The following is a 23,588-nucleotide window of genomic DNA, read 5'->3' on the forward strand; positions in this document are numbered from 1 at the left end:
CTCCACGGGGATGGAGACGACCAGTGACCTGGGTCGGAGCGCTCCCGGGGAAAGGGACGACCCCCGTCGGGGGGAGACGGGGGTCGTCGAAGGTTCGGCTCCGGGGGGGTCGAGCCGAACCCACTCAGCGGTCACGGGGGGTGCAACCGCCGAGGGTCTGCCAGTTGTACGAGATGTGAACACTCGTCGCATCAACAAGTCTGCCTGAGCGAACCTGTATACGTCGAGTGGTGTTGCCTCCACTCCCTGCGAAATAATGTTCGCAGAGTGTGACCATCATCACGATGAGCGAGGGTGGCGGAGGGCCGGCCCGCAGGTCCGAGGGGTCGCCGGGCCCCGGGCACCCGCCGACCATAGACCATCCGGCTAGACTTTCGCGCCGTGGGCCGAAGTGCCGCTTTCTTCGATCTGGACAAGACCGTCATCGCCAAGTCGAGCGCCCTGGCGTTCGGTCGGCCGTTCTACCGGGACGGTCTGATCACCCGGCGTGACGTGGTCAAGTCGGCGTACGCGCAGCTGATGTTCCGGCTGGGCGGCACCGACGAGCAGACCATGGCCAGGACCAGGGACTACCTCGCCGCGCTCTGCAAGGGCTGGCAGGTGGAACAGGTCCGCCAGATCGTCGCGGAGACGCTGCACGAGCTGATCAATCCGTACGTGTACGCCGAGGCCGCCGCCCTGATCGAGGAGCACCAGGCCGCCGGCCGGGACGTCGTCCTGGTCTCCGCCTCCGGCGAGGAGATGGTCCGGCCGATCGGCGTGCTGCTCGGGGTCACCGACGTGATCGCCACCCGGATGGGCGTGGTGGACGGCCGCTACAGCGGCGAGGTCGAGTTCTACGCGGCCGGCCCGAGCAAGGTCGACGCGGTCGGCGAGCTGGCCGCCGAGCGCGGCTACGACCTGGCCGACTCGTACGCCTACTCCGACTCGTACAGCGATCGCCCGCTGCTGGAGTGCGTCGGCCATCCGTCGGTGGTCAACCCGGACCGGCAGCTGCGCAGGCTCGCGGTCGAGAACTCCTGGCCGGTGCTGGAGTTCCGGCACCCGATCCCACTGGGGCGGCGGCTGCGCGAGCGCCCGGCCGTCCCGGTCGCCGCCGCGGCGCTGGGCGTAGGCGTGGGCGTCGCCATCGGCATCGCCTGGTACGGCCGCCACCGTCGCACCCGCACCGCCCCCGCGCCCGCCTGAGCCGCGAGGACGGCGCTTGGCCCGACGACCGCGCGCAACGCGTGGACAGGCCAGAGGCGGCCCGCCAGGCTCAGGCCGCCGCGAGGACCTCGTCGCCGATCGTGGTGAGCTGGTCGGCGCCGACCTCCACCGCCGCCATGTAGTGGCGCAGCCAGGAGCGCAGCCCGTCCGGGGTGCCGGTGGCGAAGGCGCCGGCTGAGCCGACGTACTCCGGCTCGCGCTCGTGGTGACCCACGTCCACGGCGAGCAGGCCGCGCGGGTCCAGCCCGCTGGACAGCAGCACCAGGCGGGCGGCGCCCCGGGCCACCACCCCGGACGGCCCGGCGAAGGGGCGCAGGTTCAGCAGTTCGCCGTGCACGACCGCGGCCAGCACCAGCGGCGAGACCTTCGTGCCGCCGGCGACGAGCCCCGCCAGCCCGTCCAGCCGGGCGGCGACGACCGGGTCGGCCACCGGCCGGCCCAGCTCGGCCTCGCCGACGACGTCGCGGGCGGCGAGCACGTGCAGCCTGGCCAGCGCCTGCCGGGGCGCCTTCGGCCAGAGCTCGGACAGCCCCGGCAGCGCCCCGGCGACCCGCAGCGCGCCCTGCACCACCGGCTCGGTCACCGTCCCGGCGCGGACGGCCTCGCGCTCGCGGGCGTACCCCTCCAGGGCGGCGCTGGCCACCGCGGAGCGGAGGCTGACCTCGGCCGCGACCTGGCCGCCGTGCCGGCGCAGCGCGCGGTGCCCCAGGGCCCGGTCGAACCGCTCGCGGGCCCGCTCCACGGCGGGAGCGACGTCGGCGAGCGCGAGCAGCGGGGCGAGCGGGTCAGCGGTCACCCCGTCACGCTATCGACTGCCCGGCGCGACCCGCCGACGAGCCGCCCGGAAGCGACCACCGCCACCCCGCGATCCGTCGAGCGGCGGGCCTGCCCGGACAAATGGCGTCGACGCGGCGGCCCGCGTCGCCGTCCGGCGCGCGGTGGAGGCCGCTCGGCGCGCGTCGGCCGGACCGGCGGTCGCCCGTGCCGGCCGCCCCGACTAACCTCGTGCCCTAGAGAGACGCAGGTCACCCGAGCGACGAGGGAGCACGGCATGAGCGAGGCATTGGCCAATCTGCTGAACGAGACGCGCCAGTTCCCGCCGCCGGCCGAACTCGCCGCGAACGCCAACGTCACCGCCGACGCGTACGCGGACGCGGACGCCGACCGGTTGGCGTTCTGGGAGCGGCAGGCCGGGCGGCTGACCTGGGCGCGCCAGTGGGACCAGGTGCTCGACTGGTCGAAGCCGCCGTTCGCGAAGTGGTTCGTCGGCGGGCAGCTCAACGTGGCGTACAACTGCCTGGACCGGCACGTCGAGGCCGGCCTGGGCGACAAGGTCGCCATCCACTGGGAGGGCGAGCCGGGCGACACCCGGACCATCACGTACGCCGACCTGCACCGGCTGACCTGCCAGGCGGCGAACGCGCTCACCGACCTGGGCGTCACCGCCGGCGACCGGGTGGCGATCTACCTGCCGATGGTCCCGGAGGCGGCGGTCGCGATGCTGGCCTGCGCGCGGATCGGCGCCACGCACAGCGTGGTCTTCGGCGGCTTCTCCGCCGACGCGCTGACCAACCGGATCCAGGACGCCAGCGCGAAGGTGGTGATCACCGCCGACGGCGGTTACCGCCGGGGCAAGCCGTCGGCGCTGAAGCCGACCGTGGACGAGGCGGTGGCGAACTGCCCGTCGATCGAGCACGTGCTGGTGGTGCGCCGCACCGGCGAGGAGGTGGCCTGGTCGGGCAAGGACCGCTGGTGGCACGAGACGGTCGAGACCGCTTCGGCCGAGCACGCCGCGCAGCCGTTCGACGCCGAGCACCCGCTGTTCATCCTCTACACCAGCGGCACCACGGCCCGCCCGAAGGGCATCCTGCACACCACCGGCGGCTACCTGACCCAGACGTCGTACACGACGCACGCGGTCTTCGACCTGAAGCCGGAGACCGACGTCTACTGGTGCACCGCCGACATCGGCTGGGTGACCGGGCACTCCTACATCGTCTACGGCCCGCTCTCCAACGGCGCCACCCAGGTGATGTACGAGGGCACCCCGGACACCCCGCACAAGGGCCGGTTCTGGGAGATCGTCGACAAGTACAAGGTCAGCATCCTCTACACGGCGCCGACGCTCATCCGCACGATGATGAAGTGGGGCGAGGACATCCCCGCCGGCTACGACCTGTCCTCGCTGCGGCTGCTGGGCAGCGTGGGTGAGCCGATCAACCCCGAGGCGTGGATGTGGTACCGGCAGCACGTCGGCGGGGGTGAGCTGCCCATCGTGGACACCTGGTGGCAGACCGAGACCGGCGCGATCATGATCTCGCCGCTGCCGGGCGTGACGGCGACCAAGCCCGGCTCCGCGATGACGCCGCTGCCCGGCATCGTCGCCGACGTGGTCGACGACCAGGGGCAGTCGGTGCCGAACGGCGGCGGTGGCTACCTGGTGCTGCGTGAGCCGTGGCCGTCGATGCTGCGCACCATCTGGGGCGACGACAACCGGTTCATCGAGACGTACTGGTCGCGGTTCGAGGGCATGTACTTCGCCGGGGACGGGGCGAAGAAGGACGACGACGGGCACGTCTGGCTGCTCGGCCGCGTCGACGACGTGATGCTGGTGTCCGGGCACAACATCTCCACCACGGAGGTGGAGTCCGCGCTGGTCTCCCACCCGTCGGTGGCCGAGGCGGCGGTGGTCGGCGCGACCGACCCGACCACCGGGCAGGCCATCGTCGCGTTCGCCATCCCGCGCGGCACCACGGACATCGCCGGCGACGCCGGCGAGAAGCTCATCGCCGAGCTGCGCAACCACGTGGCGAAGACGCTCGGCCCGATCGCCAAGCCCCGGCAGATCATGCTGGTGCCGGAGCTGCCGAAGACCCGCTCCGGCAAGATCATGCGCCGGCTGCTGCGCGACGTGGCGGAGAACCGCTCGCTCGGCGACGTCACCACGCTCCAGGACTCGTCCGTGATGGACCTGATCTCGTCCGGCATGGGCGGCGGCAAGTCCGACGAGGACTGACGCAGGCGTACGCCCCGATGGGTGGCGGTCCCACGCGGACCGTCACCCATCGTCGTTTCTTACGGGTGCGGCCCAGGCCGGATGCGCGCTGTCACATCGGTCGGTCGGGTGAGTCGAGAGAAGCTGAACGGACACAGGCAGTCGTCGACCCCTGTCGTTCGCCTGTTTTCTGATTTAGGTTCACGCAGGTCGGGTCGGTTCGATGGACGTCACATCGATGGAGGGCCGGCCGACCTCCTCCTCCCCCATGCCCGAGAAACGGAGCGGCATGAACAGAAATCCGCAATCCGGGTCGCGTCGACGCCTGCTCGTCGCGCTGCCCGCCATCGCCCTCGCCGCCACGTCACTGACCGTGACGGGTGGCGCGGCGGCGGCGGAGCCCGGTCCCGCCCGAGCCACGATCGGCGCGGACGAGTACTACATCAACTACGCCGAGCCGGCCGTCCAGCCGGACAGCAGCGGTCGCGAGGTCAAGGGCAAGGGTGGTGTCTTCGCCCCGGCGGTCGAAGAGGCGCGCGCCTACGACCGCAAGTACGCCCGCGGCAACCCCGTCACGGCCGAGCAGCTCGCACGGACCGAGGCCAAGGCGATCAAGACGGGCAAGAGCCCGCGGCAGATCAAGCAGGCCCCGAGCACCCAGACCGCCAAGCTGCTGACCCTGCTGGTGGAGTTCAACGACCAGGCCAACGACGACTTCACCGACGTCATGGTGCCCAAGACGGTCTTCGAGGACCGGAGCTGCGTCCTCGGTTCCGTGCAGAACGGGCCCCTGCACAACAAGATCCCCAACCCGGCGAACCTGCCGCACGAGGACAACAACTCGATGTGGGTGCCGGACTTCTCGCCCACCCACTACGACAAGATGCTCTACACCAAGGAGGGCATCACCGAGCGGGTCCGCCCGGACCTGACCGGGCCGGACGGCAAGCCGGGCGTCAGCCTGGCCGGCCGGACCATGCACAACATGTACCTGGAGATGTCCAAGGGCGCGTACACGGTCGACGGGCAGGCCAGCCCGTGGATCAAGGTGCCGCACTCCGAGGGCTGGTACGCGGCCTCGCGCTGCTTCCAGGACGAGACCGGCAACTGGGTCCCCGGCCGCCAGCAGTCGATGAACGGCCACCCGGACAACCCGCAGGGCGCGGGCCGGCTGGCCACCGACGCGATCGACACCCTCGCGAAGACGGACCCGAACTTCCCGTGGGCCGACTACGACATCGAGGACCAGGGCGACCGCGACGGTGACGGCAACCTCTTCGAGCCGGACGGCGTGATCGACCACCTGGTGCTGGTGCACGCCGGGCAGGGCAAGTCCCGCGGCGGCGGCGCCGAGGGCACGTACGCCATCTGGGCGCACTCGTCGTCGATCGCCGGCGGCTACACCATCCCCGGCACCGACCTGCAGGTCTCGAACTACATCGTGCAGCCGGAGGATGCCGGCGTCGGCGTCTTCGCCCACGAGTTCGGCCACGACCTGGGCCTGCCGGACCTCTACGACACCTCCGGCAACGCCGACTCCGACGTCGACTTCTGGGACCTGATGGCCTCGGGCTCGCACTCGGGTGAGATCTTCCAGGCGCTGCCGACGCACATGGGCCTGTGGGACAAGTGGGTGCTCGGCTGGGCTGACCCGCTGACCCTCGCGCCCGGCTCCGACCCGCGTTCCGTGCAGCTCGGCCAGACCTCGCGGACCCCGCGCGGCACCAAGGACGGCATCAAGATCGACCTGCCGAACAAGGTGATCACGCTGGCCACGCCGCACAGCGGCGCGAACATGTGGTACTCCGGCGCCGACCAGGACTGGGCGGACGTCAAGATCGCCCGTCAGGTGGCCGTGCCGGCGGCGGCCGACGCGAAGTTCTGGATGTGGAACAACTTCGTCATCGAGGCCGACTGGGACTACGGCTTCGTCGAGCTCTCCACCGACGGCGGCACCACCTGGAGCGAGCAGAAGGTCTACGACTCGACCGGCAAGCTCGTCACCACGAACGACGGCTACGCCGACCCGAACGGCCGGATGGTGGACTTCGGCAACAAGAAGTACGGCCTCACCGGTGACACCCACGGCTGGCGGCACGACTATGTGGACCTGTCGGCGCACGCCGGGCAGACCGTGCAGCTCCGGCTCCGTTACGCCACGGACGAGGCGTTCGCGGAGCGCGGCTGGTTCGCCGACGACTTCTCGGTGACCGGCGGCGGCACCACCACGTGGAGCGACGACGTCGAGGGCGGGGCCAACGGCTGGACGGCGACCGGCGGCACCTTCGTCGACACCACCGGCCAGGGCTGGCACATCGACAGCGGCACCTCCACCCAGGCGCACTACTACCTGGCCGAGTGGCGCAACTTCGACGGCTTCGACAAGGGCCTGAAGTACGGCTACGACACGATCTACTCGCACGAGGCGTGGAAGGTCGACCGGGTCGCCTACAACGCCCCGGGCATGCTGGTCTGGTACCGGGACACCGCGCTGGGCGACGTCAACCACACGACGGCGCAGCTGACCGCGCTGCCCAGCTACGGCGCCAAGGGCGGTCTGCTGATCGTCGACTCGCACTTCGACCCGTACCGCCGCAAGGGCGAGGCGGCCGTCAAGGACCCGTCGGTGCTGGACAACCTGCCCAGCCGCCCGCAGTCCGCGAACGCGGCCTTCTCGCTCAAGCCCACGTACCCCTTCACGGAGTGCCTGGAGGCGGCGGACGAGCCGTACAGCGAGTACTGCACCGACTTCGGCGCCCAGCCGGCGGTGCCGACCTTCACGGACGCGAAGGGCTGGTACCCGGGCATCGAGATCCGCAACGGCTCGCCGTACGCCCGGGACAGCGACGCCTCCGTGGTCATCCCGTCGAAGGGCAACGCGCCGTACACGACCCGGGTCACCAACCCGGACGGTACGCCGGCGACGTCCTACTACGGGGTCAGCCTCGGCAGCGGCATCGTGCTGGGCACCGGGAACCCCGGCGACCAGGGCGTGTCCTACGGCGTCACCATCACCATCAAGCGCACCGCGAAGGACAACTCGTACGCCACGGTGTACGTCACCCCCGCGAGGAACTGACCCGAGGGTCAACTGCGGGACACACGGCGGGGCCCGTTCGGAGCACACTTGCTCCGGGCGGGCCCCGTCCTTGTTGCGGGCGCTGCCGCCCGTCCATCGGTGCCCGTGACGAATTCCGGGCCTCCAGCGCTCCCCGAAGGGGACCTCATAACCCCGGCCACACAGAGTGATCGTGGCCGAAACGTAACGTGAACCAGATTTCGTTGGACGCACCTTTTGGTCGGCATTTATGCGCATATGCAAGCCGCAAGGCGCGTCCTCATTCGGCATTTGACCCGTGACAAGCGCGTATCCCCTCTGCCAGGGTGAGTAACGCATCACATGACAGCCGTCGCCTCGGCCACGCCTGTCATGTAACAGATCCACAAAGGAGGAGGACCTTTGAGGAGACGAGTCACAGCCGGTCTGGCCTCGGCCGCGGCCGCGCTGCTGGCGGCGGGAGTCGTGTCGGCGCCGGCCTCCGGCGCACCGGCCGCGGACCCGGCCCCCGGTTCCGACAAGGCGAAGCACGGCAGGGACAACCTCCCCGATCCGAAGTCGGATCAGCAGCGGGAGCTCCGGAAGAAGGCCATCGCCGACCTGCTCTCGGGCAAGGCGAAGCTTCAGACGCGCAACGGCTCGAAGGTCATCCAGGTCAAGGACGACCTGTTCGTCGAGTACCGGCAGGCACCGAAGACCGACCCCATCTTCACGATACTGGTCGAGTTCGGCGACCAGACCGACCCCCGGGCCGGTGGAGCTGCCGGCCCGGCGCGCAACCAGATCGCCGAGCCGGACCGCAACTGGGACGGCAACTCGACCGACGACAACAGCACCCTGTGGCGGCCGGACTTCAACCGGGCGCACTACCAGGACATGATGTTCGGTCCTGGCGAGTCGATGCGGGACTTCTACTACAAGCAGTCCGGCGGGCGCTACACCGTCAACGGCGACGTCAGCGAGTGGGTCAAGGTTCCGTTCAACGAGGCCCGCTACGGCAGCAACGCCATCCCCGAGTCCGACGGGTACTGGAACTTCGTCAAGGACACCGCCACCGCCTGGTACCAGTCCCAGGTGGCGGCCGGTAAGACGCCGGAGCAGATCAAGCAGTACCTGGCCCAGTTCGACATCTGGGACCGGTACGACTTCGACGGCGACGGCGACTTCAACGAGCCCGACGGCTACGTCGACCACTTCCAGGCGGTGCACGCGGGCGAGGGCGAGGAGGCCGGCGGCGGCGCCCAGGGCGAGGACGCCATCTGGTCGCACCGGTGGGCGGCGTTCCCGAACCTGGCCGGCACCGCCGGTCCGGGCGCGAACAAGGCCGGCGGTGTCCAGATCGGTGACACCGGCATGTGGATCCGTGACTACACCACGGAGCCGGAGAACGGCGGCCTGGGCGTGTTCGCCCACGAGTACGGCCACGACCTCGGCCTGCCGGACCTCTACGACACCGCCGGCGGCGACAACGGCGTGGGCTTCTGGAGCCTGATGTCCTCCGGTTCGTGGCTGAGCCGCGGCAAGGACGACATCGGGTCGACCCCGGGTTACATGGACCCGTGGTCGAAGCTCTACCTGGGCTGGCTGAACTACTCGGTGGTCGAGGAGAACAGCGGCACCACCCGGGTCACGCTCGGCCCGGCCGGCGACAGCGACGGGCCGAAGGCCCAGGCGGTCGTGGTCAACCTGCCGGCGCAGACCCAGACCACCAGCTACAACACGCCGTTCGGCGGGTCGTACGAATGGTGGGGCGGCAGCGCGGACGAACTCAACACCACGCTGACCCGTCAGCTGGACCTGACCGGTACGACGTCCGCGTCGATCACCGCGAAGGCCTGGTACGACATCGAAGAGGACTACGACTACCTCTACGCCGAGGTGTCGACCGACGGCGGTGCCACCTGGACCGCGCTGGGCAACTCGTCGGTCGACGCCGGTGAGACCGGGGTCGACGGCTCGACCAGCGGCGCCTGGGTGGACCTGGCCTACGACCTGTCCGCGTACGCCGGGCAGACCGTGCAGTTCCGTTACCGCTACCAGACCGACGGCGGGGTGCACCTCGCCGGCGCGTTCCTGGACAACGTGTCGCTGGTCAAGGGCGGCGCCGTCGCCTGGACCGACGACGCCGAGACGCTGGCCGCCGAGTGGACCGCCAAGGGCTTCACCCGGATGACCGGCGCGGTGACCGACTCGTACCCCCGCTTCTACATCGCGGAGAACCGGTCCTACGTCGGCTACGACGACACCCTGCGGACCGGCGGGTACAACTACGGGTTCAACAACACCCGCCCGAACTGGGTGGAGCGGTTCTCGAACCACCCGGGCATGCTGGTCTGGTACGTGAACTACGCGTACGGCGACAACAACACCTCGGAGCACCCGGGCTACGGCCTGAACCTCCCGGTGGACGTCCGACCGAACAAGATCACCGTCGACGGCCAGGGCACCATCACCAACCGGCGCAACGGCTTCGACGCCACGTTCAGCCTGTACGCCAAGCCGGCGCAGACCTTCCACCTCAACGGTGTCCCGGTCACGCTTCCGGCGCTCGCCCCGCAGCCGGTCTTCTCCGACACCGGGGCGAACAAGTACTGGACGGCCGGCAACCCCTGGAACTCGGTGAAGGTGGCCGGTTCCGGCACCCGGATCGAGATCCTTCAGCAGGGCACCAACCCGACCGACGACATGGTCGTCAAGGTCAGTAACTGACGATCGGGGCAAGCGTGGGGCCGGTGGCGGTGACGCCATCGGCCCCACTTTTCGCGTACGCGATCACTCCTATCGAAAACCGTCTCTTTCTCCTCCGGGGTGACCGTCCGCGCTGCTCACGGTGTCGATGAACGGCCGGGATGTGACGGTGAAAAGCGTTCCCAACAAAAGTTTGCAACAAATCGACGCACGCATCTTCCCACCGGTCACACGAGTGTCTATGTTCACCATTGGTCCCACTAGTGGGACCGGCACACCGGCCCGTACCCCCGTTGGGCCGGTTCCCTCAAACCGGAGGTACCACGTGCGCAAAGTCGCAGTGGGTCTGCTCGGGCTTTCGCTGACGGCGACAGGACTGGCGTTCGGTTCGTCCGCCACCGCCGCGCCGCAGCCGAAGTTGCCGACGGCCGCTCCGTCGGTCGCCGAGCCAGCCCATGTCGACCACGACCTGCCGAACCCGCTGGAGGACAAGCGTCGCGCCCTGCGCCAGGAGGGCCTGAGCGACGTCCTCTCCGGCCGGGCCAAGCCGCAGAAGGTCAACGGCAGCACGGTCGTCAAGGTCGGCAAGACCCAGGCCGAGGGGGCTGCCGCCCGCTCGACCCGGGCCAACGCCGCCACCCAGACTGAGGACCAGTACGTCGAGCTCTCCCGGGAGAAGACGGACCGCATCTTCGTCATCCTCGCCGAGTTCGGCAACGAGCGGCACCCGAGCTACCCGGACCAGGACACCGACCCGGACACCGCGGGTCCGACCCGGTTCGACGGGCCGCTGCACAACGAGATCCCGCAGCCCAACCGGGCGGTGGACAACTCCACGGTGTGGCAGGCGGACTACAACGCCGACTACTACCGCAAGCTCTACTTCGGCACCAACCCCGGTGACGAGTCGGTGAAGCAGTACTACGAGGCCCAGTCCTCGGGTCGCTACAGCGTCGACGGCAAGGTCACCGACTGGGTGAAGGTGAAGTACAACGAGGCCCGCTACGGCCGCTCCGGCGGTTACCCGTGCGCCTCGAACGTCTGCACCAACACCTGGGCGCTGGTCCGCGACGCCGCCAACCAGTGGGTCGCCGACCAGAAGGCCGCCGGCCGCACCGACGCCCAGATCGCCGCCGACCTGTCGGCGATGGACCAGTGGGACCGGTACGACCACGACGGCGACGCCAACTTCAACGAGCCGGACGGCTACATCGACCACTTCCAGATCGTCCACTCCGGTGGCGACGAGGCCGACGGTGACCCGTACCAGGGCGAGGACGCCATCTGGAGCCACCGCTGGTACGCCTTCGCGTCCGACCAGGGCTCGACCGGCCCGGTCAGCAACCCGGCCGGCGGCACCCAGATCGGCAACACCGGCATCTGGATCGGCGACTACACCATCCAGCCGGAGAACGGCGGTCGGAGCGTCTTCTACCACGAGTACGGCCACGACCTCGGTCTGCCGGACGACTACAACGTCACCAGTGGTGGGGACAACAACAACGAGCACTGGACCCTGATGGCCCAGAGCCGGCTCGGCGCCAAGAACGACGCCGGCATCGGCGACCGTGGCGGCGACCTCGGCGCGTGGAACAAGCTCCAGCTCGGCTGGCTCGACTACGAGGTGGTCGTCGCGGGGCAGAAGCGGACCATGACCCTCGGCCCGCAGGAGTACAACAGCGACGAGGCGCAGGCCGTCGTCGTGGTGCTCCCGAAGCGTGACTACACGTTCGAGCACGGCGCGCCCTTCGAGGGCACCAAGCAGTTCTTCTCCGGCAACGCGGACGACCTCAACAGCACGATGACCCGGACCCTGGACTTCACCGGGAAGTCGTCGGCGGCCCTGTCGATGAAGGGCCGCTACAACATCGAGGCCGACTACGACTACCTGTTCTTCGAGGCGTCGCTGGACGGCGGCCAGTCCTGGGTGACCCTGCCCGGCACGGCCAACGGCCAGCCGCTGAAGGAGATCTCGGCCGGCCGCTACGCGCTGGACGGCAGCAGCGGCGGCGAGTGGGTCGACGTCAACATCCCCATGGACGTGGCGGCGGGCAAGGTCGCGCAGTTCCGGCTGCGCTACCAGACCGACGGCGGCGTCTCCGAGGGTGGCTTCTACGGTGACGCGATCACCGTGACGGCCGACGGCCAGACCGTCCTCTCCGACGGCGCCGAGACCGGCGCCGCGGGCTGGACGCTGGCCGGTGGCTTCGAGACCGCCGAGAAGAGCTACACCAAGGCGTACGACAACTACTACATCGCGGGCACCCGGCAGTACATCTCGTACGACAAGTACCTGAAGACCGGCCCGTACTTCTTCGGCTACTCGAACACCCGCCCGGACTACGTGGACCACTACGCGTACCAGGAGGGTCTGCTGATCTCCTACTGGAACACCCGGTGGGCGGACAACGACACGTTCGTGCACCCGGGTGAGGGTCGCAACCTGATCATCGACGCGCACCCGCGGCCGATCTACAACCTGACCGGCCAGCCCTGGCGGGCCCGCGTCCAGGTCTACGACGCGCCGTTCAGCCTGAAGAAGGCCGACTCGTTCACGCTGCACCTCAACAGCCAGCCGCAGTACATCCGTGGCCAGGCCGCGCAGCCGCTGTTCGACGACACCCAGCAGTACTGGTTCCCGGAGCTGCCGAACCACGGCGTCAAGCTCCCGGCCACCGGCACCAAGATCAAGGTCCTGGAGAAGGACGGCGTCTACACCAAGATCCGTATCTCCTGAGCCACTGATCACGCACCACCCGCACCACGCGATGCCCGGGCAGGTCACCTGCCCGGGCATCGCCCTTTCCCGGGCGGTCCCCGCCACCGGTGGGGTCGGCGTCGGGGGCGACCGGCGTCGGGGTCCTAGGCTGTCTGCCATGACCGAGCAGCGCGGCGGGCCCGTCGACGAGTCCTGCGTCCTCACCGAGGGGCCGTGGACGCACCGGTTCGTCGGCGCCAACGGCAGCCGCTTCCACGTGGTGGAGGCCGGCACCGGACCGATGGTGCTCTTCCTGCACGGCTTCCCCGAGCACTGGTGGGCCTGGCACGAGATGCTGCCGGCGATCGCCGACGCCGGCTTCCGGGCCGTGGCGGTCGACCTGCGCGGCTACGGCGCCAGCGACAAGCCGCCCCGGGGGTACGACGGCTACACCCTCGCGGCCGACGTCGCCGGGCTGATCCGGGCCCTCGGCGAGCGCTCCGCCACGGTGGTGGGCACCGGCGTCGGCGGCATGATCGCGTGGACGGTGGCCTCGTTCCACCCGTCCCTGGTCCGTCGGCTGGTGGTGCTCGGCGCTCCGCACCCCCTGCGGCTCCGGGCCGCCATCTTCGCCGACCCGCGCGGGCAGTTCGCCGCCGCCACGCCCACCCTGAAGTTCCAGATGCCCCGCTACGAGCACGTGCTGACCCGCGACGACGCGGCGGCCGTTGAGGAGATGCTGCGCCGCTGGGGCGGGCCGCGCTGGGTCGAGGGGCCGGGCTTCGAGGCGTACGCCCAGCGGTGCCGGGAGGCCATGCGCATCCCGCAGGCGGCGTTCTGCGCCCTGGAGGGCTACCGCTGGGCGTTCCGCTCGGTGCTCCGGCTGCACGGCTACCGCTTCGTCCGGCTGATGCAGAAGCCGCTCATCACGCCGACCCTCCAGCTGCACGGCGCGCTGGACGAGGCCTCCCTGCCGCGTACCGCCCAGGGCTCCGGCCGGTACGTGGTGGCGCCCTACGAGTGGCGGCTCCTGGAGAACATCGGGCACTTCCCGCACGTGGAGGCCGGCGACCTGGTGCTGGGCGAGGTCCTGCGCTGGGCGAAATCCTGACTCAGACCCGCTGCTCGCGCAGGTCGGCGACCTCGGCGGCGGGCGCCCAGCCCTGGTAGACGCCGAAGTCGAAGACCTCCAGCCCCATCGCCCGGGCCACCGGCCAGCGTCCGCCCGTGTACTCCACCCGCAGCCAGCCGTCGTGCTCGCCGAGGACGATGAACGGCTGCCCCTGCCAGGTGCAGACGGTCCGCACGTACGCCAGGTCGTCGATCTCGGTGGCCGGCAGCACCCGGACGTACCGGCCGGGGCGGATCTCCTCGAAACCCTCGCCCGGCTCCGGCTGGTAGAGCCGGACGTCGTCGCCGTCCGGGCTCGCCTGGTATTCCCGGCCCTGCCAGCGGGCCACGTAACCGTCGCGCGTCACTGCTCACCGACCTGTCGCCACCGCAGCGCGTCCGTGTCGAGGATGGCGACCACCCGTTCGGTGCCGTCCGCGCCGATCCGCCACAGCTGCGCGCCGTGCGGCAGCCGGGCGCTGTCCACCTTGAACTCCGCCACCACGTCGCTGCTCTCGCCCGGCGCGAACCCGTTGCCCCGGAACGGCGGGCGCTCGATGACCCAGCCCTCCATGGCCCGCATGGCGGCCTCGTTCTGCCCGCCGTACGGGATCCGGTAGAGGCTCGGCCGGTGCGCGGGCCACCGCAGCACGTAGATCTCGCCGGCGTCCCGGGCGAAGGGGGAGTCCGGGTAGCCCAGGCCGAGCGCGTCGTGCAGCTGGGCCGGGGTGGTGAGGTGGGCCAGCTCGCCGGCCCGGTGCACGAAGCCGGAGACCCGGTCGTAGCCCCGCTCCAGGTAGTACGCGAGCTGGCTGGGGGCGACCGCCTTCTGCATCACGATCGGGCGCGCCGGGTCGGGTGCGGGCGGGGCGTAGCGGGGGCGGCTGACCGGTTCCTCGGCGGCGGCCGGCTCGGCCTCGGCCCCGGTGTCGTCGCCGAGTCCCACCTCCGCCGCCCAGTTGGCCAGCCCGACGATCTGCTCACCGGGCAGCTTCGCCCCGACCGGGGTGCCCGGGTTGACCGCGAACGACCAGGACTCGTCCGGCCAGCGGCGGATCAACTGGACGAACTTCACCTCGATGGTCTCGACCGTCGCGTCGGTGTGGTCGGCGAGCCGTTCCGGCGAGGTGTGCACCACGACGAACGTCTCGCCGTCGAGTTCCTCCGTACGCCAGACGAAGCCGGGCTCGCCGGGCCGGCTGCCCGGCGCGGAGTCGGCCGCCACCGGCAACAGCACGCGGGCCAGCAGCAGGGTGGACAGGAACGTGTCGGTGCTGCCGGCGCCGGCGGCGTCGAGCAGGTTCTCCTCGACCTCGTTGGCCGGCGCGAAGTCGACCGGCCCGGGACCGGCGCCCGGCGCCACGTTCCCGGCCCCGGTCAGGGGCGCGGTCACCGGCTCGTCGGCGACCGGCTGACCTGGGTCCTCCGCCGGTCCGACGCCGGGACCGCCGGCGTCGGTCGCGGCCCCCTGCCGGGCGGCCCCGTCCGTCCCCGGTGCGGACGCGGCGACGCTGGTCGGCACCGTCGGATCCCCGGACCACGCGCCGGCGGGCGGCCCGGATCCGAGGGACACGGTCGGGTCCCCGGGCCACGCCGCGTCGGCAGGCGGCTCGGGATCGAGGGACACGGTCGGGTCCAGAGACACGGTCGCGTCGCCCGACGACACGACCGGCTGCGTCCGGTCCAGGGACACCGTCGGATCCAGGGACACCGTCGGATCCAGGGACACCGTCGCGTCACCCGACGACACGACCGGCTGCGTCCGATCCAGGGACACCGTCGGATCCAGGGACACGGTCGCATCGCCCGACGACACGACCGGCTGCGTCCGATCGAGAGACACGGTCGGATCCAGAGACGCGGTGGCGTCGCCGGACCACGACGGGGCGGCGGACCGCACGGTGTCGGCGGGCGACGACGGGTGGGCGGGCGCGGTCGGTGCGGGGTCGGCGGTGGCGGCCGTCACCGGTTCCCGGCGGCGCCGGACCGGCTCGAACAGCGAGACGGTCTCCTCGGCGGGCGGGGCCGGCTCGGCGACGGGCGGTCCGGTGAGGTCCCGCGACTCGATGACGGTGCCCTCGATGACGATCGGCGTGAAGCCGCGCCGGGGGGCGGGCGGCCCGGACACCGGCTCCGCCTCCGCGACCGGCTCGGGCCCGACCGGTTCCGGGGTGGGCTGCCGGCGGGGCAGCGCCTGGGTGACGTCCTCGGCCGGCTCCGCTCGGCGCTCGCCGTACGCCGGTGGTGGCGGCCCGGCCCCCGGGGCGGGGGCCCGGAGATCCCGGGTGGCGTCCTCGTCGGGCCCGCGCGGCGGCAACACCTGCGTGGCCTCGCCCCCGGGCACCGTGAAGGCCCGGGTCGGCTCGCCGGCGGGCACCGTGAAGGCGTGGGTCGGTTCCGCGGTCGGCACTGTGAAGGCCCGGGTCGGCTCGGCGGCCGGCGCCGTGAAGGCGTGGGTCGGTTCCGCTTCGGTCGGGGCGCTCGGGATCGGGCGGGTCGGCTCCTCCGGTACCGGCTCTCCGAGCGGCCGGCGGCGGGGGAACGGCTGGCTGCCGGGTGCGAGGCGGGACGGCGGAGCCGCCCGCTCGCCCGAGCGCAGCGCCTCCTGCCGGTAGGCGGCCGCGCGACCGGAGGCCGGCTCGAAGAACGACCGGTTCGGCCGCTCCGGGGCCTCCCCCGCCGGGCGACCGTTGGTCGACGGCGAGGGGTGGGCGTCGGGCGTCGGCAGGCCCCTCGGGCGCTCGGTGAGCGGCGCGGGGCGCGGCGGCGGGAGCCGGTCGGGGGCCGCCACGGCGTCGAACCGGGCGGGTCCGCCGGCCGTCGGATCGCCGCGCCGCGGGTCCGGGTGCTCCGCCGGGAACGTGGGCGCGACGGGCGGATGGGCCGCGCCGGGTCGGGCGGGTGCGGGGATCCGGCCCGTGGCCGACGCGGCCGTGGGCTCGGGCCGGAGCGTGCCGTCGGGCCGGGCCACACGGGTGGTCGGCCCGGTCTCCGGCCCGCCCGGCGCGTCCTGGCCGGCGGCCTGGGCCCGCGCCCGGGCGGCCGTCTCCACGCGTTCCAGCCGGGCCCGCGCGCCCATGGTGCGGCCGGGCAGCCGGACGTCGCCCCGGGAGAGCTGGGCCACGAACCAGGCCGGCAGGTAGCCCTCGATGGGCAGCCCGGGATTCACCGCCAGCCACCACTCGTGGTTGGGCCAGCCGTCGGACAGATCGGCGTACGAGACACGCCGGACGGCGCCGCCGTGCTCGCCGAGACAGGCGCGCACCGCCGCTCCAGAGGTGAACGCCAACACGTGGGTTCGGCCGCCGGTGGTCCAGGTGCCCCAGCCCACCGGCGCCGTCCCCGCGAGCGCCTCGGCGGAGACCGGCAGCAGCAGTTCGCTCCGGGCCAGGACGCGGAAGTAGAGCTGTTGGTCGTTGGCGCGCAGCGCGTCCCGCATCGCCGCTTCGGCGTCGGTGGCCGGCTCCCACTCGGTCACGGCCACCCCTCCTCCCGCGAACAGGCCATAGGTATCGCGTACAACCTACAAGGTAGAAGCAAGATCACAATCGCTGGCCGGCAGCGGTCCGCCCGGTGCCGCCGGAGGCGCTAACATCCCGTTCCGGAGTCGACACGATACGGAGGCGGTCGATGTCCCGGTCCCCCTCGCGCCCGCTCCTCGCCGCCCTGACGACGGCGTTGCTGACCGCCGTCCCGGCCGCCCCCGCGATCGCCGGCCGCCCGGCCGGGCCCACCCCCGGCCCGGTGCCGGCCGGCTGGTCCGCGTCCGCGCCGACCGTCGCCCGCGCGGCCCCCGGCTGCGCCTCGCCCCTCGCCCCGGTCCGGCCGGTGTCCGCGCGCCCCTGGCCCCAGCAGCGGTACGCCCCCGAGCGGCTGGCACCGCTCGCCACCGGCGCCGGGGTGACGGTGGCGGTGATCGACTCGGGGGTCGACCGGCGGCACCCGCAGTTGACCGGCCGGGTGCTCGACGGCACCGACCTGCTCGACCCGGGCGGCGACGGCAGCCGGGACTGCGCCGGCCACGGCACCGGTGTGGCGAGCATCATCGCCGCCGGCCCCCGCGACGGTACGGCGTTCCGTGGGCTGGCCCCGGGTGCCCGGATCCTGCCGGTACGGGTCAGCGAGCAGCAGGTGGTCGAGGGCCGGGAGTCGGGGCGCACGGTCAGCGCCGGCGACTTCGCCCGCGCCGTCCGCTGGGCGGTCGACCACGACGCCGACGTGCTCAACCTCTCCGTCGTCCTGTACGCGGACGACCCGGCGGTGCGGGCCGCGATCGGCTACGCGGTCGACCGGGACGTGGTCGTGGTGGCCGCCGCCGGGAACCTGCACGACGCCGGTGATCCCCGGCCCTACCCGGCCGCGTACGACGGGGTGCTCGGGGTGGGCGCGATCGGGGCGGACGGGGCACGGGCGCCGTTCTCCCAGACCGGCTCGTACGTCGACCTGGTCGCCCCGGGCAGCGACGTGCTGATGGCCGCCCCCGGCGAGGGCCACCACCGGGCCGAGGGCACCAGCTACGCGGCGCCCTTCGTGACGGCCACCGCCGCGTTGCTGCGCCAGTACCGGCCGGAGCTGACTGCGGCGCAGGTGGCGCAGCGGATCGTGGCGACCGCCGATCCCGCCCCGGGCGACGGTCGGGGTGGCGGGTACGGCGCGGGGGTGCTGAACCCGTACCGGGCGGTCACCGAGACCGGAAGCGGGACGCCGGAGCGGGCGCGGCGGGTCAGCGCGCTCGCGGACGGCCGGCCCGAACCGGCGGTGCTGGCGCAGCGGGCCCGCCGGGCGGCGGCCCGGGACCGGGCGCTGCTGGTGGCGGGGGCCAGCGGAACGGCGGTGGCACTGGCGGCGCTGCTGGCGCTCGTGGTGCCGCGCGGGGCCCGGCGCCGCTGGCGGCCGGCCGACCCCGCCTGACCCGGCCGACGGTCGACAGCGGACCGGCCGACCGCCGCCACCTCGACGACCTGCTGGTCAGCGCCCGGAACGGCCGATGGTGGCGCCGACCGCCTCACGGTCGACGCCACCACCGGGCGGGGCTCACTGGAACAGGCCGACGTTCTTCTTCTCCGTGTCGAGGTAGTCGGTGGCGGAGTCGTCCACCGCGAGCTTGATGTCGCGCAGCATGGCCTGGAGGTCCTGCGAGGCCGAACGCCACCGGCCCTGCCGCTGCTCGTAGGCCTGGCGGGCCTCGCCGGACCAGCTCGCCACGAGCGGGGCGGCGTCCCGTTCGAGCTGCCCGAGCTGCGAGTCGAGCGCGTTCAGCGCCTTCTGGATGTCCGCGCTCGCCTGTTGCAGGGCGGCGAAGTTGACGACCAGTACACCGTGGTCCATCGGATGTCTCCTCCCCCGAGACCGGGTCAGAGCGGCAGCTGGATGCCGCCGCGGTTGGTGGTGGACACCCGGCTGGCGGCCTCGGTGTCCGAGACGTCGTACTGCTGGCCGGCCCTGCGGACGGCGCCGGCGGTCTCCCGCAGGGCCCGCTGCAGCGCCGCCTGGTCCTGTGCCCACTGCTGCTTGACCTGCTCGAACGAGCGCCCGCCGGCACCGCGCCAGGCCTGCTGCAACACCTCCAACTCGGCCATCAGGCTGCTCAGCATGGACTGCAGGGACTGGTCGACCTGCTCGAACTTCGCGGCGGTCTGCTGCATCACCGCTGCTTCTGCCTGGGTCTGGGACACCCGGGACGTCACCTCGTCTCATCGATCGTGGCTGGCCGTCGGCTCGCGCCGCCCGGAGGTCGAACACGGCGGGCGCGGGGGTCAGCGAAACTCGTCGCTGACGGTAGCGGTCCGGTCGTGTTTCTGCTACCCCGCAGCCATCTCCTGTGGACGACCGCGGCCCCCACTGCGCCGGGCGCGCCCCTTACGATGGGCGGCGTCGATGTCGCGGCGAGTGACCGGTCGAGGAGGCGCGGTGACGGTGACCACCGGCGCGGGCCCGCACCGGCCGGCCCCGGGCCACGATCCCGGCCCGTCCGCCGCGGCCCTCGTACCGGCACCGCCCGGGTCGGCCCGCCCGGCCGGCCCGATCGGCACCGTGGCCGGCGCACCCGCACCCCCGGTCGCCCTGTCGCCGTCGCGGCACCCGGCCGCCCGGCGGAGGGGCGCCGGTCTCCGGGCCGGTCAGGTCGTCGCCACGCAGGTGGCGGTGGCCGCCGTGGTCGCGGCCGCCGGCCGGGGCGTGCTGCCGACGTTGGCCGCCGTGGGGGTGGCCGCGCTGCTGCTGCCCCTGGCCTGGGTGCGGCTGCGGGGGCGGTGGCTCTTCGAGTGGCTCACCACGGGCCTGGGCTACGCCACCCGCCGCCGGGCCCTGCCTCCGGCCGCCGGCCCGGCGGCCCTGCTGGACCTGGTCGACCCGGGCGCGGTCGTGCGCCCCGCCGAGCTGGCCGGCACGCCGGCCGCCGTGCTGGACGACGCCGCCGGCATGGTGGCCGTGCTGGAGGTCGGCGACCCGGCCGACCTGCTCGGCGACGCTCCCCGCGCGCTGCCCGTCCCGGCGTCGCTGCTGTCGGCCGCCGCGCCGGACGGCCCCCCGGTGCGGCTCCAGCTCCTGCTGACGGGCTCACCGGCGCCGACCGTGGGCGCGGGTGGCGGCGCCGTCGCCACCTCGTACCGGCAGCTGACCGACGGGCGGCTCGCCGGCCGGGAACGGGCCGTGCTCGCCGTGCGGGTGCTGCGCGTCGAGGGCTGGACGGCGGAGGAGCTGCGGCGGGCACTCTCGGGAACGGTGCGCCGGATCGCACGCCGGGTCGGGCCCGTCACCGCCCGCCCGCTGGGCGAGCACGCGACGCTGCGGGTGTTGGCGGAGCTGGCCCACCACGACGACCGTCCCGCGCAGGAGTCCTGGCAGGCCGTCCGGGCGGGCGACCTGCTACAGACCACGTTCCGGCTGCGCCGCTGGCCCGACCCGCGTACCGACGCCGGCCGGCGGCTGGTGACCCGGCTGCTCGCGCTGCCCGCGACGGCGACCACCGTCTCGCTCGGCGTCGGGCCGTGGGCCGGTGCCGACCCCGCGTCGGCGCCGACCGGGCTGGCCGTACGACTGGCCGCCGCCACCCCGGCGGAGCTCTCGGTCGCGGCGCAGGCGCTGCGCCGGCTGGTGGCCGAGGTGGGCGGCGAGGTGCACCGGCTCGACGGCGCGCAGCTCGACGGGTTGGCCGGCACGCTGCCGCTCGCGGCGGCGGGCACGGCGGGTCCGGGTCCGGCGCCCGACGGCCTGGAGCTGACCCTCGGCGAGGCGGGGCTGATGGTCGGCACGAACCGGCACGGCGGCGCGGTGACCGTCCGGCTGTTCCGGCCGGAGAGCACCCGGGTGATGCTGGTCGGCGGGATACGCGCGGCGCAGCTGGTGGCGGTGCGGGCGATGGCGCTCGGGGCCCGGGTGGTGGTGCAGACCGCCCGCCCGCGCGGGTGGGAGCCGTTCGTCCGGGGCGTCGGCACCCCCGGCGCGATGATCCCGGTGGTGCCGCCGGGCCGTCCGGTGGGCGAGCCGGGCTCGCCGCTGCGCCCGCTGCTGGTGGTGGTCGACGCCGTCTCGGCGCCCGCCGAGACGGAGCCGGGTTCCCCGTGGCGGACCACGCTGCTGGTGCGCGACGAGCTGACCCCCGCCGACGCCGACGCGTTGGGCCGCGCCGACCTGGCCGTGCTGCAACCGCTCGACCCGGCCGAGGCCGCCGTGGCGGGCGCCGCGCTGGGGCTCGGCGGGTCGGCGGAGTGGCTGACCCGGATCCGGGACGACATGGTCGCGGTGGTCAACCGCCGGGCGCTGCGCTGGGCGCTGCTCTCCCCCACCCCGATCGAGTCGCAGCTGGTCGGCCGCCCGTCCCGCCGCTGAGCACAGGCGACGGTCGCGCGCCTTCCGCACGTTGTCCGTCCGTGGCACGATCCCGGCCATGGGTTTCCTCAAAGGGCTGTTGATCCGCCTGGGCAGCACGGCGCTCGCCTTCTGGCTGGCCACGCTGCTCATCCCGGGCATCACGCTGGACTCGGCGTCCGCCGGCGAGGCGGTCGTCACGCTGGTCCTCGTCGCGGTGATCTTCGGCGTGGTCAACGCGGTGCTCCAGCCGATCATCAAGACCGTCGGCTGCGGCTTCTACCTGCTGACCCTCGGGTTGATCGCGCTGGTGGTCAACGGGCTGCTGTTCCTGCTCACGAGCTGGATCGCCGACCAGGCCGGGCTGCCCTTCCACGTCGACGGCTTCTGGCCGGAGGCGGTGCTCGGCGCGCTCTTCGTCGGCATCGTCACCTGGATCCTCGGGGCCGCCCTGGACCGGGACTGACCCGGACCGACCAGGTGTGCGGGCCGCGAACCAGGCGGGCGGGCCGCGAACCAGGCGGGCGGGCCGCGACCAGAGGGCGGGAATTGGCCACTGATCGGGCCGGGCGGCCGGGTTAGCGTCGCGGGCATGTTCACCCTGACCCGCGACGACGGCTACCTGCTCAGCACCGACCCGGACCGGATCGACCTGGGCCTGGTGCACCACTGGCTCTCCACGGACGCGTACTGGGCGATCGGGCGGGACCGGGAGACGGTGGCGCGGGCGTTCGCCGGGTCGGTGCCGTTCGGCGTCTACCGCCCGGGGGACGGCCGCCAGGTCGCGGTCGCCCGGGTGGTCACCGACCGGGCCACCTTCGCCTGGCTCTGCGACGTCTACGTCGACCCCGGCGAGCGCGGCCGGGGGCTGGGCACCTGGCTGGCCGGGGCGGTCCGCGACCACCTCGCCGCCCTGGGCGTACGCCGGATCCTGCTGGCCACCGCCGACGCCCACGCGGTGTACGCCAAGGTCGGGTTCGCCCCGATGACCGATCCGCACCGCTGGATGCAGCTCGACCAGCGCAACCAGCCGGTGAGCCCGGTCACCGGCAAGGAACCCGGCGGCCACCCGGCCCTTACGGTGGAGGCGTGACGCCACTCCGCCTCGGCTACCTCTACGGCTTCGTCGCGTACCTGCTCTGGGGGTTCTTCCCGCTCTACCTGCGGCTGCTGCGGCCGGCCGGGTCGATCGAGATCCTGGCCCACCGCATCGTCTGGTCGGTGGTGTTCGTCGCCCTGCTGCTGGCGGCGATGCGCAACGTCGGCTTCCTGCGGGCGCTGCTGCGCCGGCCCCGGGCGCTGGCCGGCATCGGCGTCGCCGCCGCGCTGATCGCGGTGAACTGGGGCACCTACATCTACGGCGTGAACTCCGACCGGGTGGTGGAGACGGCCCTCGGCTACTTCATCAACCCGCTGGTGGTGGTGCTGCTGGGCGTCACCGTGCTGCGCGAGCGGCTGCGGCCCACGCAGTGGGTGGCGCTCGGCATCGGCGGGCTGGCGGTGGCCGTGCTGACCGTCGACTACGGCCGGCTGCCGTACCTGGCGCTGGTCCTGGGTTTCAGCTTCGCCGGGTACGGCCTGGCCAAGAAGCAGCTCGGGCTGCCCGCCGCCGAGGGGCTCTTCGTCGAGTCGGCGGTGCTGGCGCTGCCCGCGCTGGCGTACCTGGGTTGGCTCACCGCCGCCGGCGACGGCACGTTCGGGCAGGTGTCGGTCGGGCACACCCTGCTGCTGGTGTCGGCCGGGGCGGCGACCGCGATCCCGCTGCTGCTCTTCGCCGGGGCGGCGAACCGGCTTCCGCTCACCGGTCTCGGCATGATCCAGTACCTCGCCCCGATCCTCCAGCTCGGCTGCGGGGTGCTGATCTTCCACGAGCCGATGCCGCCGGTCCGGCTCGCCGGCTTCGCCCTGGTCTGGGCCGCGCTGATCGTCTTCACCGTCGACGCCGTGCGCCACTCCCGTCGGACCCGCACCGCGACCCTCGCCGCCCGCCGGGCCGAGGCCGCCGCCGCGCCCCGCTGACC

Annotated in this window: 16 protein-coding genes; 11 read left to right on the plus strand and 5 right to left on the minus strand. The window is 72.8% G+C overall.

Annotated elements, in window-relative coordinates:
- The first annotated feature begins 381 nt into the window (after positions 1–381).
- The gene (locus ACLQ22_RS19930) at positions 382–1,188 is read left to right on the plus strand and encodes an HAD family hydrolase (protein ID WP_121397056.1); all 807 of its coding nucleotides are present in this window, start codon (positions 382–384) and stop codon (positions 1,186–1,188) included.
- A 70-nt stretch (positions 1,189–1,258) separates the two neighbouring features.
- Here ACLQ22_RS19930 and ACLQ22_RS19935 read toward each other — a convergent pair whose 3' ends face one another.
- Positions 1,259–2,005 (minus strand): oxidoreductase, encoded by a 747-nt coding sequence (locus ACLQ22_RS19935; RefSeq protein WP_425693625.1) that lies wholly within the window; start codon positions 2,003–2,005, stop codon positions 1,259–1,261.
- Positions 2,006–2,260: 255 nt separating this feature from the next.
- Between ACLQ22_RS19935 and acs the strand changes: the two genes are divergently transcribed.
- The 5 genes from acs to ACLQ22_RS19960 all read left to right on the plus strand — a co-directional run bounded on the left by acs (position 2,261) and on the right by ACLQ22_RS19960 (position 13,759).
- The gene (acs, locus tag ACLQ22_RS19940) at positions 2,261–4,225 is read left to right on the plus strand and encodes an acetate--CoA ligase (RefSeq protein ID WP_425693626.1); all 1,965 of its coding nucleotides are present in this window, start codon (positions 2,261–2,263) and stop codon (positions 4,223–4,225) included.
- A 268-nt stretch (positions 4,226–4,493) separates the two neighbouring features.
- A complete protein-coding gene (locus ACLQ22_RS19945; RefSeq protein WP_425693627.1) occupies positions 4,494–7,283 on the plus strand; it encodes an immune inhibitor A domain-containing protein in 2,790 nt (929 codons plus the stop codon).
- Positions 7,284–7,664: 381 nt separating this feature from the next.
- Positions 7,665–9,971, plus strand: a complete 2,307-nt coding sequence (locus tag ACLQ22_RS19950) for an immune inhibitor A domain-containing protein (protein ID WP_425693628.1) — start codon at positions 7,665–7,667, stop codon at positions 9,969–9,971.
- Between the two features lie 319 nt (positions 9,972–10,290).
- Positions 10,291–12,687 (plus strand): immune inhibitor A domain-containing protein, encoded by a 2,397-nt coding sequence (locus ACLQ22_RS19955; protein WP_425693767.1) that lies wholly within the window; start codon positions 10,291–10,293, stop codon positions 12,685–12,687.
- 139 nt (positions 12,688–12,826) lie between these two features.
- Complete coding sequence (locus tag ACLQ22_RS19960) at positions 12,827–13,759, plus strand: alpha/beta fold hydrolase (RefSeq protein WP_425693629.1); 933 nt, start codon at positions 12,827–12,829, stop codon at positions 13,757–13,759.
- 1 nt (position 13,760) lies between these two features.
- On the opposite strand, the gene ACLQ22_RS19965 is transcribed toward ACLQ22_RS19960, so the two are convergent.
- Both ACLQ22_RS19965 and ACLQ22_RS19970 read right to left on the minus strand, forming a co-directional pair.
- Entirely contained in the window at positions 13,761–14,126 is a 366-nt protein-coding gene (locus ACLQ22_RS19965; RefSeq protein ID WP_121397063.1) for a hypothetical protein, read from the minus strand.
- Positions 14,123–17,236, minus strand: coding sequence for an SseB family protein (locus ACLQ22_RS19970; RefSeq protein ID WP_425693630.1), 3,114 nt, complete (start codon positions 17,234–17,236; stop codon positions 14,123–14,125). The genes ACLQ22_RS19965 and ACLQ22_RS19970 overlap by 4 nt, the downstream gene beginning before the upstream one ends.
- Before the next feature lie 152 nt (positions 17,237–17,388).
- Between ACLQ22_RS19970 and mycP the strand changes: the two genes are divergently transcribed.
- A complete protein-coding gene (gene mycP, locus ACLQ22_RS19975) occupies positions 17,389–18,669 on the plus strand; it encodes a type VII secretion-associated serine protease mycosin (RefSeq protein ID WP_425693631.1) in 1,281 nt (426 codons plus the stop codon).
- Between the two features lie 123 nt (positions 18,670–18,792).
- Here the strand turns inward: mycP and ACLQ22_RS19980 are convergent, their stop codons facing one another.
- Together ACLQ22_RS19980 and ACLQ22_RS19985 are read right to left on the minus strand one after the other, a co-directional pair.
- A complete protein-coding gene (locus ACLQ22_RS19980; RefSeq protein WP_121397065.1) occupies positions 18,793–19,086 on the minus strand; it encodes a WXG100 family type VII secretion target in 294 nt (97 codons plus the stop codon).
- Between the two features lie 26 nt (positions 19,087–19,112).
- Positions 19,113–19,433, minus strand: a complete 321-nt coding sequence (locus ACLQ22_RS19985; RefSeq protein WP_121399122.1) for a WXG100 family type VII secretion target — start codon at positions 19,431–19,433, stop codon at positions 19,113–19,115.
- 202 nt (positions 19,434–19,635) lie between these two features.
- On the opposite strand from ACLQ22_RS19985, the gene eccE reads away from it, so the two are divergent.
- From eccE to rarD, 4 genes are all read left to right on the plus strand, one after another.
- On the plus strand, positions 19,636–21,588 hold the full coding sequence (gene eccE, locus ACLQ22_RS19990) for a type VII secretion protein EccE (protein ID WP_425693632.1): 1,953 nt from the start codon (positions 19,636–19,638) through the stop codon (positions 21,586–21,588).
- A 58-nt stretch (positions 21,589–21,646) separates the two neighbouring features.
- Positions 21,647–22,033 (plus strand): phage holin family protein, encoded by a 387-nt coding sequence (locus tag ACLQ22_RS19995; RefSeq protein ID WP_121397067.1) that lies wholly within the window; start codon positions 21,647–21,649, stop codon positions 22,031–22,033.
- 126 nt (positions 22,034–22,159) lie between these two features.
- On the plus strand, positions 22,160–22,660 hold the full coding sequence (locus ACLQ22_RS20000) for a GNAT family N-acetyltransferase (RefSeq protein WP_425693633.1): 501 nt from the start codon (positions 22,160–22,162) through the stop codon (positions 22,658–22,660).
- Positions 22,657–23,586, plus strand: a complete 930-nt coding sequence (rarD, locus tag ACLQ22_RS20005; protein WP_425693634.1) for an EamA family transporter RarD — start codon at positions 22,657–22,659, stop codon at positions 23,584–23,586. Before ACLQ22_RS20000 ends, rarD begins: the two co-directional genes overlap by 4 nt.
- The last annotated feature ends 2 nt before the right edge of the window (positions 23,587–23,588 follow it).

Source organism: Micromonospora sp. DT178 (genome assembly GCF_049841695.1).
Classification (GTDB): Bacteria; Actinomycetota; Actinomycetes; order Mycobacteriales; family Micromonosporaceae; genus Micromonospora.